Annotated in this window: 15 protein-coding genes; 10 read left to right on the top strand and 5 right to left on the bottom strand. The window is 38.9% G+C overall.

Going from position 1 to position 16,468, the window contains the following annotated elements; genetic code table 11:
• The first annotated feature begins 2 nt into the window (after positions 1-2).
• Both KO513_RS11115 and KO513_RS11110 read left to right on the top strand, forming a co-directional pair.
• Positions 3-353: a hypothetical protein gene (locus KO513_RS11115; protein WP_215913428.1), complete on the top strand. Its 351-nt coding sequence runs from the start codon at positions 3-5 to the stop codon at positions 351-353.
• Positions 350-565, top strand: a complete 216-nt coding sequence (locus tag KO513_RS11110) for a DUF6327 family protein (protein WP_215436761.1) — start codon at positions 350-352, stop codon at positions 563-565. The genes KO513_RS11115 and KO513_RS11110 overlap by 4 nt, the downstream gene beginning before the upstream one ends.
• 72 nt (positions 566-637) lie before the next feature.
• On the opposite strand, the gene KO513_RS11105 is transcribed toward KO513_RS11110, so the two are convergent.
• A complete protein-coding gene (locus KO513_RS11105) occupies positions 638-1,567 on the bottom strand; it encodes an SPFH domain-containing protein (protein WP_215436759.1) in 930 nt (309 codons plus the stop codon).
• A 147-nt stretch (positions 1,568-1,714) separates the two neighbouring features.
• Entirely contained in the window at positions 1,715-3,223 is a 1,509-nt protein-coding gene (gene gltX, locus KO513_RS11100) for a glutamate--tRNA ligase (protein WP_215913427.1), read from the bottom strand.
• A gap of 132 nt (positions 3,224-3,355) precedes the next feature.
• On the opposite strand from gltX, the gene KO513_RS11095 reads away from it, so the two are divergent.
• From KO513_RS11095 to mnmG, 3 genes are all read left to right on the top strand, one after another.
• Positions 3,356-6,802 (top strand): DUF4175 family protein, encoded by a 3,447-nt coding sequence (locus tag KO513_RS11095; RefSeq protein WP_215913426.1) that lies wholly within the window; start codon positions 3,356-3,358, stop codon positions 6,800-6,802.
• Positions 6,795-7,214: an rRNA maturation RNase YbeY gene (gene ybeY / locus KO513_RS11090; protein ID WP_215913425.1), complete on the top strand. Its 420-nt coding sequence runs from the start codon at positions 6,795-6,797 to the stop codon at positions 7,212-7,214. The genes KO513_RS11095 and ybeY overlap by 8 nt, the downstream gene beginning before the upstream one ends.
• Positions 7,215-7,286: 72 nt before the next feature.
• Positions 7,287-9,155: a tRNA uridine-5-carboxymethylaminomethyl(34) synthesis enzyme MnmG gene (gene mnmG / locus KO513_RS11085; protein WP_215913424.1), complete on the top strand. Its 1,869-nt coding sequence runs from the start codon at positions 7,287-7,289 to the stop codon at positions 9,153-9,155.
• Between the two features lie 75 nt (positions 9,156-9,230).
• Here the strand turns inward: mnmG and KO513_RS19735 are convergent, their stop codons facing one another.
• Positions 9,231-9,365 (bottom strand): hypothetical protein, encoded by a 135-nt coding sequence (locus tag KO513_RS19735; RefSeq protein ID WP_256439083.1) that lies wholly within the window; start codon positions 9,363-9,365, stop codon positions 9,231-9,233.
• A gap of 61 nt (positions 9,366-9,426) precedes the next feature.
• Here KO513_RS19735 and KO513_RS11080 point away from each other — a divergent pair, with 61 nt between their 5' ends.
• The 3 genes from KO513_RS11080 to KO513_RS11070 all read left to right on the top strand — a co-directional run bounded on the left by KO513_RS11080 (position 9,427) and on the right by KO513_RS11070 (position 11,673).
• A complete protein-coding gene (locus tag KO513_RS11080) occupies positions 9,427-9,981 on the top strand; it encodes a hypothetical protein (protein WP_215913423.1) in 555 nt (184 codons plus the stop codon).
• Positions 9,959-10,789, top strand: coding sequence for a class I SAM-dependent methyltransferase (locus KO513_RS11075; RefSeq protein WP_215913422.1), 831 nt, complete (start codon positions 9,959-9,961; stop codon positions 10,787-10,789). The genes KO513_RS11080 and KO513_RS11075 overlap by 23 nt, the downstream gene beginning before the upstream one ends.
• Positions 10,790-11,166: 377 nt before the next feature.
• Positions 11,167-11,673, top strand: a complete 507-nt coding sequence (locus KO513_RS11070) for an OmpH family outer membrane protein (RefSeq protein WP_215436739.1) — start codon at positions 11,167-11,169, stop codon at positions 11,671-11,673.
• Between the two features lie 57 nt (positions 11,674-11,730).
• On the opposite strand, the gene KO513_RS11065 is transcribed toward KO513_RS11070, so the two are convergent.
• Together KO513_RS11065 and KO513_RS11060 are read right to left on the bottom strand one after the other, a co-directional pair.
• On the bottom strand, positions 11,731-12,129 hold the full coding sequence (locus KO513_RS11065; protein WP_215913421.1) for a DoxX family protein: 399 nt from the start codon (positions 12,127-12,129) through the stop codon (positions 11,731-11,733).
• A 61-nt stretch (positions 12,130-12,190) separates the two neighbouring features.
• Complete coding sequence (locus tag KO513_RS11060) at positions 12,191-13,342, bottom strand: DNA polymerase III subunit (protein ID WP_215913420.1); 1,152 nt, start codon at positions 13,340-13,342, stop codon at positions 12,191-12,193.
• Between the two features lie 142 nt (positions 13,343-13,484).
• Here KO513_RS11060 and KO513_RS11055 point away from each other — a divergent pair, with 142 nt between their 5' ends.
• Both KO513_RS11055 and KO513_RS11050 read left to right on the top strand, forming a co-directional pair.
• Positions 13,485-14,675: a phosphoglycerate kinase gene (locus KO513_RS11055; protein WP_215913419.1), complete on the top strand. Its 1,191-nt coding sequence runs from the start codon at positions 13,485-13,487 to the stop codon at positions 14,673-14,675.
• Between the two features lie 147 nt (positions 14,676-14,822).
• On the top strand, positions 14,823-16,466 hold the full coding sequence (locus KO513_RS11050; protein WP_252735765.1) for a LysM peptidoglycan-binding domain-containing protein: 1,644 nt from the start codon (positions 14,823-14,825) through the stop codon (positions 16,464-16,466).
• Positions 16,467-16,468 lie beyond the last annotated feature (2 nt).

The following is a 16,468-nucleotide window of genomic DNA, read 5'->3' as shown; positions in this document are numbered from 1 at the left end:
ATATGGCTTTTGATGAACTAAAAGAAAGCATTTCAGAGGCCGAAGCTAGCGCTAAGTCCTATATAGAGAGTAGTAGGGAGTTTTATAAGCTAAAGGCTTTTAAATTGCTTATGAAAGGCATTACTGGCTTTGCTCAGTCAGCGTTTATAGCTATTGCAGTTGTACTTGCGCTTTTGTTTTTGTCTGTTTCTGCTGGCTTTTTTATAGGAGCGGAACTTGAAAATACAGCCTTAGGATTTTTAATCGTAGGGGGCTTTTATATCCTGGTGGGTATTTTAGTGTTTGTTTTCCGCCGTTCGTTGGTCAAGCCTTTAATGGCGCGTTTTTCCGAACTTTATTTTGAAGAAATATGATACCGAAAAAATATACATCGTTCGAACAGATAGACCAAGACCTAAAGATTTTGAAACTACAACAGGATATAGAGCGAGAGAATCTTAAAATGCAGGTTCAGATTACCAAAAATAGTCTGTACCCAACACATTTATTGGGTGGCTTTAGTGGTATTTTACAGAAATTGACGCTTTCTATGGTTGCCAAGAAACTGCTTAAAAAGTTTAATTAGAGTATAAAACATATGAAATGAGCCTCCGGAACACAGTTCCGGAGGCTCATTTTGTTTAAATATGATTGGTATTTACTCGTTCTTTTTTTCTTTCTGCGTCTTCTTCATAGATTCTCCGATCATATTGCTTGCGGTAAAGGATGCTACCATATTGTTCAGCATATCACTACCTGCCTGTGGGGAATTTGGTAAGAGAATAAGGTTGGTATTGGTTTCTTCGCCAATAGATTGTAGCGTATCATAATGCTGTGTAACCACGATAAGGGCAGAGGCCTCCTGTGAATTGATGCCTACTTTGTTCAGTACTTCAACGGATTCTTCTAAACCACGGGCTATTTCCCTTCTTTGGTCTGCAATACCTTGCCCTTGTAATCGCTTGCTCTCTGCTTCGGCCTTGGCCTTTTCTACAATAAGAATACGTGCTGCATCACCCTCAAACTGGGCAGCTATTTTTTCTCTTTCTGAAGCATTAATACGGTTCATGGCCTCTTTTACCTGGGCATCCGGGTCAATATCCGTTACCAAAGTTTTTATAATATCATAACCATAGTCCAACATGGCATCTTGCAATTCGGACTTAACTGCAATAGCAATATCATCTTTCTTAACAAAGACATCATCTAATTTCATTTTTGGAACTTCTGCACGTACAACATCAAATACATAGGAAGTGATCTGCTCATGAGGATACTCAAGTTTATAAAAAGCATCGTACACTTTTTCCCTAATCACCACGTATTGCACGGATACTTTTAGCTTTACGAATACATCGTCTAAGGTTTTGGTTTCGATAATTACATCTAATTGCTGAATTTTAAGGCTAATTCTTGCCGCAATACGCTGTACATAGGGGATTTTGAACTGAATTCCCGATTGTCGTACACTGGTGAACTTCCCAAAAGTTTCGATAAGAACAGCGGTTTGTTGCTTTACAATAAAAACGCCCGATAGAATAGTGGCGATGACAAAGAATAGAATTGGTATCCAAATAAAACTGCCCATGATTTTGATTTTTTAATTAATGGAATGAATTTACAAAACACTTTATAGATATGTAGTAATTTTCTTGTGTTTGTTACATACCAAAAAAAGGAGCAGAGATTGGGGTTACCCAATTACTGCTCCTTTTACTATGTTAATGAATAGCTTTTAAGCTAAACTGGAAATTGCTTTTTGAATACGGTGAATACTATCTTCTTTACCGATCATAGCCATAATATCAAATAAATGTGGTCCTTTCATATCTCCAACAATGACCAAACGTAATGGGGGCATTACCTTTCCAAAAGATAATTCCTGTTCGCCAATCCACGATTTTACAGTAGTTTCCACAGCTTCCGAGGAAAAGTTAGATATACCTTCTAGCACGGATACCAATCTGTTTAGAATATCCGGTGTATCTTCTTTCCATTGTTTTTTAACAGCCTTTTCAGTATAGGTATTAGGGGCTTGGAAAAAATAATCGGACAAGTCCCAAAAATCGGAAACGAATACGGCTCTTTCCTTGATTAAACCAACGACCTTTTCCAGATAGTCTTTGGATTTGTCACCTACAGATACCGATTTCGATTCTAGTATTTCGGCATATAGTCCTGCCAATTCTTTATTAGTCTTAGTTTGTAAATACTGCTGATTGTACCATTTGGTCTTATCTGGGTCAAAACGTGCTCCGGACTTGTTTACACGCTCTAAACTAAAGGAGTCAACAAGTTCTTCAAGACTAAAGATTTCTTGTTCCGTACCAGGATTCCATCCTAATAAAGCTAAAAAGTTAACTACGGCATCAGAGAAGTAGCCAGCTTCTTTATATCCTACGGATTCGTTCCAAGTTAGTGGAAATACAGGAAAGCCCATTTTTTCACCGTCCCGCTTGCTGAGTTTACCTTTTCCTACTGGTTTCATAATCAGTGGCAAGTGCGCAAATTCAGGAGCTTGCCATTCAAAAGCATCGTATAATTGTTGGTGTAAGGCCAATGAAGGCAACCATTCCTCACCACGTATAACATGGGTAATTTCCATTAAATGGTCATCTACAATATTTGCAAGGTGGTAGGTAGGCATACCATCACTTTTATACAGAACTTTGTCATCCAGTACATTCGTATCTATCTCAATAGTACCACGAACCCTGTCTTTTAGCTGCAATTTTTCATCAGGCGGAGTTAAAAACCGGACTACATAATCTTCGCCGGCGTCCAAGCGCTTTTGAACTTCTTCGGGCATAAACGAGAGTGAATTGTTCAGTTTTAGACGATTATGCCAATTATAAATGAATGTTTTTCCTTTTGCTTCATGGTCTTTACGGTGAGCATCAAGCTTTTCTGCCGTGTCAAAAGCGTAATAAGCCTTTCCTTTAGTTATAAGCTCTTCAGCATATTGCTTATATAAATGCTTGCGCTCGCTTTGTCTGTATGGGCCAAAATCTCCTTTTAAACCTGGACCTTCGTCAAAAGTAAGTCCGCACCAGTTAAGTGCATCAATAATGTACTGTTCAGCGCCTTTTACATAACGGTTTTGGTCAGTATCTTCTATCCTTAAAATAAAATCACCACCGTGTTTTTTGGCGAATAGATAGTTGAATAGGGCAGTGCGAACACCACCAATGTGCAATGGCCCTGTAGGGCTAGGTGCAAAACGTACGCGTACTCTTTGGCTCATGGCTAAAATATTTATCCGGCAAAGGTATAAAAAGCACCCTAGCTCCCCAAGGTATACTGACCAAACCGCTCATATCTTCCTGGTGATCGGCATCTGAGTGCTGGGGTCGTTTTTTCCTTATCTTTACATTCTATGAAAGGTTACCAGATCATACTCCGGAAGCTTAATAGTTTCGTAAAAAAGTACTACACCAAAATGCTCATTAAAGGTATTATGCTTTTTTTGGCGTTTGGGTTGCTGTTCTTTTTTGTAGTACTTGGTGTGGAATACCTCCTGTGGCTCAATTCTACAGGCCGTTTAGTGCTTTTGTTAAGTTTCGTATGTATTGAGCTGTGGTTGTTGTTCAAATACATTCTCACGCCCTTATTTTATCTTTTTAGGTTGAAACAGGGCATGAACAATAGGCAGGCCTCTGTATTGATCGGGAAACATTTCCCTGAAGTAGGAGATAAGCTATACAATTTGATAGACCTTGGTGAGGATAAAAACCAATCGGAATTATTATTAGCGAGTATGGAACAACGTAGCAGGAATATGAGCGTTGTTCCGTTTACAAATGCGGTTGATTTTACGGAAAACCTGAAATATGTAAAGTATTTAGCAATTCCTGCTGTGATTGTTTTGGTTATTTGGGTTTCGGGAAACCTTAAGCCTTTCTTTGGCTCTGCTGATCGTGTAGTTAATTATAGGCTTGCTTATGAACCACCGGCTCCGTTCTCATTTCTTTTAAATACTACGGATTTAGAGGTTCTAGATTCAGAGGAATTTACCATCGAAGTCCGTACGGAGGGTGAGGTAAAACCAGAATCCGTTTCTATAGTTATTGATGGAAAACAATCTATTTTACAGGAAGATAATGGTCGGTACCGCTATACGTTTACACCTCCTTTAACTAGTGTTGATTTTCACTTTTTGGCAAATGAGGTGCGTTCAAGGGCGTATACGTTAAATGTGCTCAGGACCCCCGTTATTCAGGATTTTGAGATGAAATTGGATTATCCCAATTATACCGGCAGAGCATCGGAAACATTGAAAAGCACTGGAAATGCCGTATTTCCCGAAGGAACTAAGGTAACTTGGTCTATAGATGGGGAGAATACGGAGGTTATACGTTTAATCACCAAGGATACCGTTCAGAATTTTTCTAGTAGCAAAGGTTTGTTTTCTCTAAATAGACGTGTTTATAGGGATATGGAGTATAAAGTCTCGACTTCTAATAAAAACGTAGCCGATTATGAAAAATTGAGTTATGAGTTTAAGGTTATAAGAGATGCTTTTCCAGCAATTAAAGTAAAGCAGGTTCTTGATTCGTTAAATCCTAACGTTGCCTATTATGCCGGAGAAGCTTCTGATGACTATAAACTGAGTAGTATAAAATTGATTTGTTATGCTGATGATAACCCTGAAAATAAGCAAATAATACCGTTAAGTACACCTCAGAGCAATTTTGACCAGTTTTATTATACTTTTCCTTCCGGGCTAGAGCTACAGGCCGATAAAAAATATAGCTTTTACTTTGAAGCGGTTGATAATGATGCTATTCACAACGGTAAAGCTACGAAGAGCCAAGTCTATTCATTGGCTTTGTTGGATGAAGACCAATTGCGAAATAAGGAGCTGGAGTCCCAGCAATCTTTAATCAATAATCTGGATAGGTCTTTGGAGAAGTTCAAGGAGCAAAAGGAAGATTTAAAAGAAATTAATGAAGGTCAGAAGGAAAAAAATCAATTGAGCTTTACGGACCAGAACCAGGTCAAGGATTTTTTGAAACGTCAGCAAGAGCAGGAAAGCCAGATGGAAAAGTTCAGTAAGCAGCTTAAGGAAAACTTGAATAAGTTGGATAGTGATGATAAGTTGAATAAACTGCTTCAAGAACGGCTAGAGCGTCAGGAGTTAGAGGCAAAAAAGAACGAGAAACTGCTTGAGGAACTTAATAGAGTTGCAGATAAAATCAATAAGGAGGAGCTTTCAAAGCGTTTGGAGGAGTTAGGAAAGAAGCAAAAGAATAGTGAACGTAACCTTGAGCAGTTGTTGGAACTTACCAAGAGATACTATGTTACGGAGAAGGTTGACCAACTTGCGCGGGATTTGCAAAAACTGGCCGAAGAACAGGAAAAGGCTTCGGAAAAGTTGGATGCGTTAAACAAGGAAGAGGAGCAAAAGGAACTTAATAAAGCTTTTGACGAGCTCCAAAAGGAGCTGGATGAATTGCAAAAGGACAACGAAAAGCTTAAAAAACCGCTTGATTTGGACCGCAACAAGGAAAAGGAGGGTGAGGTTAAAAAAGACCAAAAGGAGGCGTTAGAAGAGCTTAAAGAGGAGAAATCGGAAGGTTCTGACCCGAAGGATAAGCAAGAATCTTCAGAAAAGGCGTCTAAAAAACAAAAGTCAGCAGCTCAGAAAATGAAAGAAATGAGTGAGCTATTGAGTTCATCATCCGCCAGTGGTGGCGGAGAATCAACCATAACTGAGGATGCTGAAATACTCCGGCAAATACTTGATAATTTGATTACTTTCTCGTTCAAACAAGAAGTATTGTATGATAATTTGGAAGATGTGGATGCGGATAGTCCGCAGTTCTCAAGTGCCATTCATAAGCAGCAGGAGTTGCGCGAACTTTTTGAGCATGTAGACGATAGTCTTTTTGCGCTTTCCTTACGTCGTGCTGAGCTTTCGGAATTTGTTAATGAGCAAATTACTGAGGTATATTACAATGTGGATAAAACCTTGGAAAGCATTGCTGAGAATCAAATATACCAAGGTGTATCTTATCAGAAGTATGTGCTAAATGCCTCTAACAGTTTAGCAGATTTCTTGGCGAATATTTTGGACAATATGGAGCAAAGTATGATGTCTGGTAAAGGAGAGGGTGAAGGTGAAGGATTTCAACTTCCGGACATTATCAAAGGACAGCAAGAGTTGAAGGAGAAAATGGATGGTATGGGGAAACCTGGTGAGGGCAAACCTAGTGAAGGAGATGGCCAAGGGAAGGAAGGTAAAGGTTCCGAGCAAGGAAAAGAACAAGGTGAGGATGGTCAGGGCGAAAAACCTGGTCAAGGCGAGTCAGGTAAAGGTGAAAAGGGTGATGGTAAAGATGGGCAAGAAGAAGTTGGTAAGCAAGGCTCAGAATCTGGTCAGGGTAACGGTCAACCTTCGGAATCTGAATTGCAGGAAATATATGAGATATATAAAGAGCAGCAAAGATTACGTGGAGAGTTGGAACAGCAGCTTAAGGATATGATGAATGCTGGCGATAAAAAACTTGCTCAAAAGCTAATCAAACAAATGGAAGATTTTGAGAATGACCTTTTGGAAAATGGTATAACGCAGCGTAGCAAGTCTAGAATGAATAACATTCAGTATGAAATGCTCAAGCTTGAAAATGCCGCTTTAAAGCAGGGTAAAAAACCTGAACGTGAGAGTAATACAAATACCAATCAGTTTCGGAATCCAATTACTACTAAACCCTCATTATTAGAGAATTATCGTAATGAAATTGAGATTTTAAATCGACAAAGCTTACCTTTGCGCCAAAATTTCCAAAACAGGGTTAAAGAATACTTTAAAAGCAATGATTGAATTTCATTATAAAACCCATTTTTCTTTGGATAATGAACAGAAATATGCCGATTGGTTGAAAGCTGTGATTTCATCTGAAGATGGCATTTTGAGCCAAGTGGATTATGTTTTTTGCTCTGATGATGAGGTTTTGGAAATGAACGAAAAATATCTAAATCACGATACGTATACGGATATTTTGACGTTTGATTATACAGAGGGAAAGGTCATTGCCGGGGATATTTTTATCTCTGTAGATAGAGTGAAAGATAATGCCGAGCAATTATCAATTTCTTTTGAGGAAGAGATGCTACGGGTTATGGCGCATGGTGTGTTGCATTTATTCGGTTATAAGGACAAGTCCAAGGAGGAGGTGCTCTTAATGCGCAGTAAAGAGAATGAAAAAATAGAATTGTTCCACGTGGAACAATAAAAGTTTCAGATTGCTGTTGCGCAATTTGGGCGGTTAGAATTATCAAATAATCACATTTATTTAGGAGAAGAGATGTTTGCAGAGGAATATGATGTTATAGTTGTAGGTGGTGGTCACGCGGGTGCGGAAGCGGCTGCAGCTGCTGGAAATATGGGTTCCAAAACACTTTTGGTGACCATGAATTTACAAACCATAGGGCAAATGTCCTGCAATCCTGCTATGGGCGGTATTGCTAAAGGACAAATTGTGCGTGAGATTGATGCGCTTGGTGGAATGAGCGGAATAATCACGGATAAGTCTGCCATTCAATTTAAAATGTTGAATAAGTCAAAAGGTCCTGCAATGTGGAGTCCGCGTGCGCAGAATGATCGTATGCGTTTTGCAGAGGAATGGCGCTTGGCTTTGGAGAATATACCGAATGTAGATTTTTATCAAGAAATGGTTAGCGGTCTCCTCGTGGAGAACGGAAAAGCTGTGGGTGTAAAGAGTTCTTTGGGGATAGATATTCGTTCTAAATCCGTAATTCTAACGAACGGTACTTTCCTAAATGGGCTAATCCATATTGGAGAAAAGCAGTTTGGTGGAGGTAGAGCAGGAGAGAAAGCAGCAACGGGAATTACGGAGCAATTGTTAGATTTTGGCTTTGATAGCGGTCGTATGAAAACGGGAACACCACCTAGAGTTGATGGTCGTTCTTTGGATTATACGGTTATGATTCCTCAACCCGGTGATGCAATTCCTGAGAAGTTTTCTTATTTACAGACGCCAATTTTAAAGACGCAACGGGACTGTTTTATGACGCACACCAGCGAAATGGTTCACGATGTATTGCGTGAAGGCTTTGACCGTTCTCCTATGTTCAATGGTAGGATAAAGAGTGTGGGTCCACGTTATTGTCCTTCTATAGAAGATAAAATTAATCGCTTTGCGGATAAGAATAGCCACCAAATTTTTGTGGAACCAGAAGGTTGGGATACGGTAGAAGTTTACGTTAATGGCTTCTCAACATCGCTTCCTGAGGATGTCCAGTTTAAAGCACTACGGTCCGTAAAAGGGTTTGAGAATGTAAAGTTCTTTAGACCTGGATACGCTATAGAGTATGATTATTTTCCCCCTACACAATTGAAGCATACACTAGAAACCAAGCTTGTGGAGAACCTGTATTTTGCAGGTCAAATTAATGGTACAACCGGCTATGAAGAAGCAGCATCTCAAGGTCTAATGGCGGGTATAAATGCACACCTAAAGATTAAGGAAAAGGAAGAATTTATACTTCAAAGAGACGAAGCATACATTGGTGTTTTGATAGATGATTTGATTACAAAGGGTACGGAAGAGCCGTATAGAATGTTTACTTCCAGAGCGGAATATAGAACTTTATTGCGTCAGGATAATGCGGATTTAAGACTTACGCCAAAAGGTTTTGACATAGGTTTGGCTAAAAAAGAGCGCTTGATTAGGATGGAAGAGAAGGAGTTAAAATCTGATTCTTTTGTCAATTTCTTTAGGGAAACTAGTGTAAAGCCGGAAGAGATAAATCCAATTTTGGATAGTATAAATTCATCTTTGGTGAAGCAATCCGATAAGATGTTTAAGGTGTTTTCCCGCCCAAAAGTAACTATGGACCACATGCTTCAATTGGAGACAGTTTCTGGTTTTGTGGAGGAAAATAATTTGGATAGAGAGGTGTTGGAACAAACCGAAATCCAGGTTAAATATTCGGGGTATATTGAAAAGGAAAAGAACAATGCGGATAAGTTATTGCGTTTGGAAAATGTAAAAATCCCTGCAAATTTTGACTACTCAAAACTGAAGTCTTTATCCTTTGAAGCTCGTGAAAAATTGAACAATATACAGCCAGTAACCATTGCTCAGGCCGCTAGGGTTAGTGGCGTGAATCCTTCGGATATTAGTGTGTTGTTGGTGTATTTAGGAAGGTAATTTAGGCAAGGTTCCACGTGGAACATATAGAGTTTCCACGCCATTTATGTTGTAAAAATAACGTGGTTCCCTTGCCTACACTAGTGCGTAAGGCACTAGATTGTAAAGCGATATTGAATAAACAAGGGTTTCTTGCTCGGTCCCGAGAATAGGGGTTTGCAAGAAATCCTTTTTCTTTTTTATGTCAATATAGAACGGTATGCGTCTCATGATATTGTTTTTGGGCTCAGTTTTTGTTGAGGTATTTTTTCAATCTAAACGGACTTTGAAAATGAGACATATTCTTTCAATTTTGTGCTTGGTCTTAATCATACAATCTTGTGTTCCCATCCGAGTTGCACCTACTATTCGTGACTATAAATTACAGAAAGGAAAGAAGTTTAAAAGAAGTCTTTCTAAACGCACCATGTTCATTTTTGAAGACCCCAAAGATGCCAACCATTTTTACAATTATGTAAATACAAAGTTTCAGTTGGGCGATGAAAATGTATATGACGATGTACCTTTTTTAATTGATGACGAATATTACTTTTTTGCTTTTTACGAGGTTGACATACCTACCAAAATTTTGAATCTAGCACCTGCTATTTTTAGCGCAACTTTGAATGCCGCATTAGATAGTGAAGATGATTTAGACGATGTTGGAGGAGAGGATATTTTAAGAACGGATAATTGGTATATTGCCATTGAGGTGTATAGTGATAAAGAAAAAGATTGTCTTCATGAAGATTCGTTTTCTAGAGAGCCAGTTTTAAATTATCTTCGAACTCTCAAAAAAGAATACCTGACCACTCACAACTATAATGAAACCATTTTTAAAAACTAAAGACTTCTCGATTTCCGGCGAAGACTTTGAATTACTTTTGGATGAAGAGTTGGAAATGTTGGTTACCAAACCGCAACCCAAAGATCTTCAAAAATACTACGAAAGTGATGCTTACATTTCACATACGGATTCCTCTAAATCTGCCATTGATAAAATGTATCAATTGGTCAAAAGGTTTAGTTTGGTCCAGAAAGTTCTTTTGATAAATAGATATGCAAAGGGCAAAAAAACCTTATTGGATTTTGGGGCCGGAACAGGAGATTTTTTGCTGGAAGCGGAAAAATGGAAATGGTCTGTTAAAGGGGTAGAGCCGAACCATGATGCCCGGATGCGATCCCGAGAAAAGAAAATGGAGCTGCATTCTAATATTGAAGCATTGCCCCAAATAAAATTCCAGGTAATTACGCTTTGGCACGTTTTGGAACATTTACCGAATCTAGATGAACAGATAAAAATTATATTAGATCATTTAGAAGGGGAGGGCACCTTGATTGTAGCGGTACCCAATTTTAAATCTTACGACGCGGAATATTACAAAGAGTTTTGGGCAGCTTATGATGTGCCAAGACACCTTTGGCATTTTTCAAAAGGAGCTATTGAAAAGGTGTTTTCCAAACACGGAATGAAACTCGTAAAAACAAAACCTATGTGGTTTGATGCTTTTTATGTTTCCATGCTTTCCGAAAAATATAAAACAGGCAGGCAAAATTTTATACAAGCGTTCTGTGTTGGTTTGTGGTCAAATTTTCGTGCAGTTTTTAATGGACGCCCCTCTTCAGTAATATATATTCTAAAAAGGGAGTTATAGTAGACCATTTTTGCTCTAAAATCAATTTTTAGCGGTTTTAAGGCTTTTTCTGAGCAAATGCCTTATCCGTGTATTCTTTCTCAAAAATCTATCAATTGGCGCCTTTTCTGGAAGCTGTTTTTAATAACTATCACTTATTGTATTAGATTCTTTGCATAAGTATTTTCTATGTGACGTATTTTACCAAAATAGATAGAATCCGTAATAGTATTTTTTTGAATCCCTACCACTTCGTTCAGATTTAGAAATTAGTTAACAACAATTAGAAAAGCTTTTCTATTTTTGCGCAGCTTGAAAAATAGATTGCGATAATTTTTGCAGTCAAAGTTTTCAAAATAGGATAACGAATATAAAAGCAGATTAAAATAAACTGAATTATGAAAAATGTAGTAGTGGTATTTTTAATGTTGGTAGCAGTTTCTTGTCAACAAGAAAAAATTGGGTTTGTAGACAACGTAAAGTTGATGGAGGAGTACCAAGAAAAAATAGATGTTGAGGCTAGCTTTAAAGTAAAGGCAGACGCACTTACCAAAAAAAGAGATAGTATTTCACAAGCATTTCAAATGGAGGCTCAAGCTTTTCAGGCAAAGGCTCAAAAAATGTCTCAAGCAAAAGCTCAGGAAGAATATGGTGCTATGCAACAAAAAGGACAAATGATAGGTCAGCAACTGCAACAAGAAGACCAGCAGCTTCAGTTATTGGGCCAGACAGAAATGGATAGTATCATTAGCAAAGTAAAAAAAGAGGTTAAGGCTTATGGTAAAGCAAACGGTTATTCTTACATCCTTGGTGGAGGAGATGGCGGTAGTGTATTATACGGATCGGATGCTAATGATTTAACTGACGAAATCGTAAAGCTATTGAACGATAAATACAAGAAGTAATTGCTTAACGTTCTTATGTAAAAAGGCGTCCACAGATAAAGTCTGTGGACGCCTTTTTTATTTTTGTAACATATATACTAGAAAGATAGCAGGCATGAAGTAAACGGCTATGGTTTTAGCTCCTTCATAGTCTTTGGCCATACGTTGGCCAAACATGAGCATGAGCAAGGAGGCGCAGGAAAGGATACCGCCATAGAGTGCAATGGTGCTTTCTCCTACAATTAAAATTTGATAGAGCCCTACGGCACATAAAATACCGGCAGCCATTTCCACTAACACTAATGTAAGTAAAAGAACGGGCACCAAACTTGCCAATGGTGTACCGGTAAAATGCTCCGTTAACCAATTAAGATTTCCTTTCCAATCGAACACTTTATCAATGCTACTCTGAACGAAAACAATGATTAAAAAAATTAGAATTAGGATTTCGGTTGCCGAGTTGAGAAAGGTGTCCATGTCTTGCGGATTTAGGGTTGGTTGCTATTAAGTTAGCAAAAAAACCCCATTATGACACAGATCATGCCGCTTTTCTATGCAACAAGCGTGTTAGTTTTATGGATAGATCTGTAAGAACAATCTTTGAATTTCCGTTTCTTTCAATATGATATATGGCATCCTCCAACTCCTCAACAATAGTTAGAATATTGTTCTCGTGAACGAAAGGGGCAAACTTATCCAAGCTAAAACCATCTGCATGTATGCGCATAAAAGCAAGGTCCTTGGTATTAAAATTAATAAGCATGGCCTGGCGCATTACCGCAATGCAATAATGTAGAAATTTCTTTTGGGTTTCGCGGCCGGTCTTTGCCACTTCATCACTCCACATAATCAAGTCCTGAATAGCACTTTTGTTGCCCTTGGCCTTAAAAGCGCTCCGTACCCATTGTACGAACCATTTTTCAAAGATCAGATCTTCCGAATCTTCGTTCATTAAATCCAAGGCCTTGTTGAAATTGCCATTGGCCTCGTGGGCAATTCTCAATGCTTCCTCGCGTAGCGCTCCTTTTTGTACAAGGGCATTGGCTATAACCTCTTCTGCAAGTGGAGGAAAATGTAATACTTGACACCTAGAACGAATAGTCTGTATGATCTGTTCCTCGTCTTCGGTAATAAGAATAAAGACGGTTTTATTTGGCGGCTCTTCAATGAGTTTTAAAAGCTTGTTGGCGGCGGCCGTGTTCATTTTTTCGGCCATCCAGATTAGCATCACTTTATATCCACCTTCGTATGATTTTAACACCAGTTTTTTAACCACGTCCTGCGCCTCATCCACACCGATTTGACCTTGTTTTTTTTCAATACCGATCAAACGGTACCAATCAAACAAATTGCCGTAAGGTTGTTCTTTAACAAACTGACGCCATTCTTTCATGTAGTGATCGCTCACGGCATGGCTTTTTACTTTATCCGAATTGGAAACGGGAAAGGCAAAGTGCATATCCGGATGTGAGAGTCCTTCAAACTTAAGGTTGCAACTTTGGTTGGTTCCGGTATTTTCTCCATCACTATTACCACAAATAATATATTGCGCATAAGCAATGGCCATGGGAAGTGTTCCTGAACCTTCCGGACCAACAAATAGTTGTGCATGCGGAATTCTACCTGCATTGGCACTGGTGGCCAAATGGTTCTTAATGTGCGATAGCCCTAAAATATCTTTGAACAACATGGGGCCAAAGATAACTTTTTTAATAGATACGATCTAACCGTACCAACATCATAAATATGGTTAATATCTACAGTCTATTGGTTTTGGACTACCAGTCTAACTTCCTTTTTATTACATTTGCGGCTCTCTAAAACCGCATAACATGAAAACTGTAAACGACTTTAATTTTGAAAATAAGAAAGCTCTCATTCGCGTTGATTTCAACGTTCCTTTGGACGAGAACTTTAACGTAACGGACGCTAACCGTATAGAAGCGGCCAAACCAACTATTATAAAAGTACTTGAAGATGGTGGTAGTGCTGTTCTAATGAGCCATTTGGGAAGACCAAAAGGACAAAAGAATCCGGATTTATCTTTGCAACATATTGCCAATAAGGTTTCTGAAGTTATTGGTGTAACCGTAAAGTTTGTGTCTGATTGTGTTGGGGATGTTGCCGAAAAAGCGGTTGCGGAACTTCAGCCCGGTGAAATCTTGTTGTTAGAAAACCTTAGGTTCCATGCCGAAGAAGAAAAAGGGGATGAAGGCTTTGCCGAAAAACTATCAAAGTTAGGTGATATCTATATTAACGATGCCTTTGGTACAGCGCACAGAGCTCATGCATCAACTACTATAGTGGCAAAGTTCTTTAAGGACACCAAGTGTTTTGGATTTTTATTGGCCAAAGAAATTGAAGCTATTGACAAGGTAATGCAAACTGGAGAGAAACCGGTTTTGGCAATTTTAGGAGGAGCAAAAGTATCTTCAAAGATTACCATTATTGAAAATATTTTAGACAAGGTAGACCACTTGATTATTGGTGGAGGTATGACCTATACTTTTGTGAAAGCGCAGGGCGGTCAAGTAGGTGATTCTATTTGTGAGGATGACAAGATGGACTTGGCCATGGAAATCTTGAAACAAGCTAAAGAAAAGAATGTTAAGGTACATATTCCTGTAGATGTTGTTGCTGCAGATGATTTTTCTAATGACGCCAACACACAAATAGTAGACGTAACCAAAATTCCTGACGGATGGCAAGGTTTGGATGCCGGACCAAAAACACTTGAAATCTTTAAAGAAGTTATTCTAGAATCAAAGACTATTCTATGGAACGGACCAATAGGTGTTTTTGAAATGGAAAGCTTTGCAAAAGGAACCATTGCTTTGGGTAACTATATAGATGAGGCTACTAGAGGAGGTGCTTTTTCACTTGTTGGAGGTGGTGATTCCGTTGCGGCTGTTAAACAGTTCGGTTTTGATGATAAGGTAAGTTATGTTTCTACCGGTGGTGGAGCAATGTTGGAAAGCCTTGAGGGTAAAAGCCTACCAGGTATCGCTGCAATAATCGGTTAATAAAGGCGTTATCGATAAACGGTGTACAACGTTAAATTGTATAAAAATTTTATTTTTTCAGAAAAAAGTACGATTTTAGGAGGGTTACAGTGCGCTGTAACCCTTTTATTAACTAAAGCAATTGGCACCGCTATATATGCAGTTTAAATGATAAAAAACAAAAGACGTTTTTTCATAGTAGTATCAAGCCTTGTTTTGGCATTGCCACTTATGGCGCAAGAACAAGAGCAGGATTCCGTTGCCCAGTCGCCAAACCCAATAAATGAAGTTGCTGGCGATACGTTGGCGATGGATATGAAAGGAATTGAGCAAGTGGAAGAAATGGCCCTTGATAGTACAACTATTAACGATAGCCCCATTAGTCTCAAAAAAGATAGTCTAGACCTGTCTTTTCGGCTTCAAGATTTGCCCGAAGCCGCTAAATATGATAGTCTTTGGATGAAAGAGCTTTATGCAAACGCAGCGCTTTCCGATGAGATGTTTCGTGAGGTAGAAAATTTGGATTACGATAAGACCTACCCTACTTCACTTCCTACGGATACACTTAAGGCCCGTTTGGAAAAACTAAATCAAAAAACACCTTTTAACATCGCTTACAACCCCTCTTTGGAGAACGTAATCAAATCGTTTCTTTTTAGAAAAAGGGATTTAATGGAGCGCATGTTAACGGTAAGTCAGTTCTATTTTCCGCTGTTCGAGCAAGAATTGGACAACCATAACATTCCCCTAGAAATGAAATATCTTTCTATTGTGGAGTCTGCGTTAAACCCTAGAGCACGCTCGCGTGTGGGTGCTACGGGTCTATGGCAGTTCATGTACGGCACTGGTAAGCAGTACAAGTTGGATGTTTCAAGTTATGTAGATGACCGTAGCGATCCTATAAAAGCAACTACTGCAGCTTGTCAATTTCTTTCAAAACTGTATGATATTTATGGCGATTGGGATTTGGCCTTGGCGGCCTATAATTCCGGTCCGGGTAATGTAAACAAAGCCATTAGAAGATCTGGTGGGCAAAAGAACTATTGGAATCTTCGTCGCTATTTGCCTAGGGAAACTGCAGGTTATGTTCCTGCATTTTTAGCTACGATGTACCTTTTTGAATATGCAGAGGAACACGGATTAAAAGGTCAGAAAATAGAAAGGGCCTATTTTGAGACCGATACCATTCATGTAAAAAGTATAATTACGTTTGATCAAATTTCTGAATTGACCGGCGTGGGAAAAGATGAATTAAAGGTCTTGAATCCATCTTATAAATTAGATGTAATTCCGTTTGTTGAAGGAAAAAACCATGCTTTACGATTGCCAAAGTACGCTATGGGCGGTTTTGTGCATAATGAGGAAGCTATCTATGCCCACATTAAAAAGGAAATGGAAAGTAAAGAAAGCCCGTTGCCGCAAATGGTGAAGGAGGCAGAGCAAAACAGAATTCGTTATAAAGTGCGTAGTGGAGATTTTCTAGGTAAAATTGCAGAACGTTACGGAGTTGGTGTAAGCCAAATAAAGCAATGGAACGGGTTGCGCAGCAATAACCTTAGAATAGGACAAAGACTTACCATTTTTCCTAGAAGAATGCCAAGCGCGGCAGTGGCTTCTACAAAAACAACTGCTGCTCCAAAAAGTTTTCCTCCTGGGACAAAGACCCACACCGTGCGAAGTGGAGACTCACTTTGGACCATTTCAAAAAAATATCCAGGAATTTCTGTTGAAAATTTACGACAATGGAACGGTATTAGTGGTAAGAATCTAAAACCGGGCACAAAATTAAAATTGTGCGAATGTTCATCGTAAAC

The organism is Zobellia sp. B3R18 (assembly GCF_018860715.1).
Lineage (GTDB): Bacteria > Bacteroidota > Bacteroidia > Flavobacteriales > Flavobacteriaceae > Zobellia > Zobellia russellii.
The sequence above is the reverse complement of the archived record's forward strand: the minus strand, read 5'-3'. Positions and strand labels throughout refer to the sequence as shown.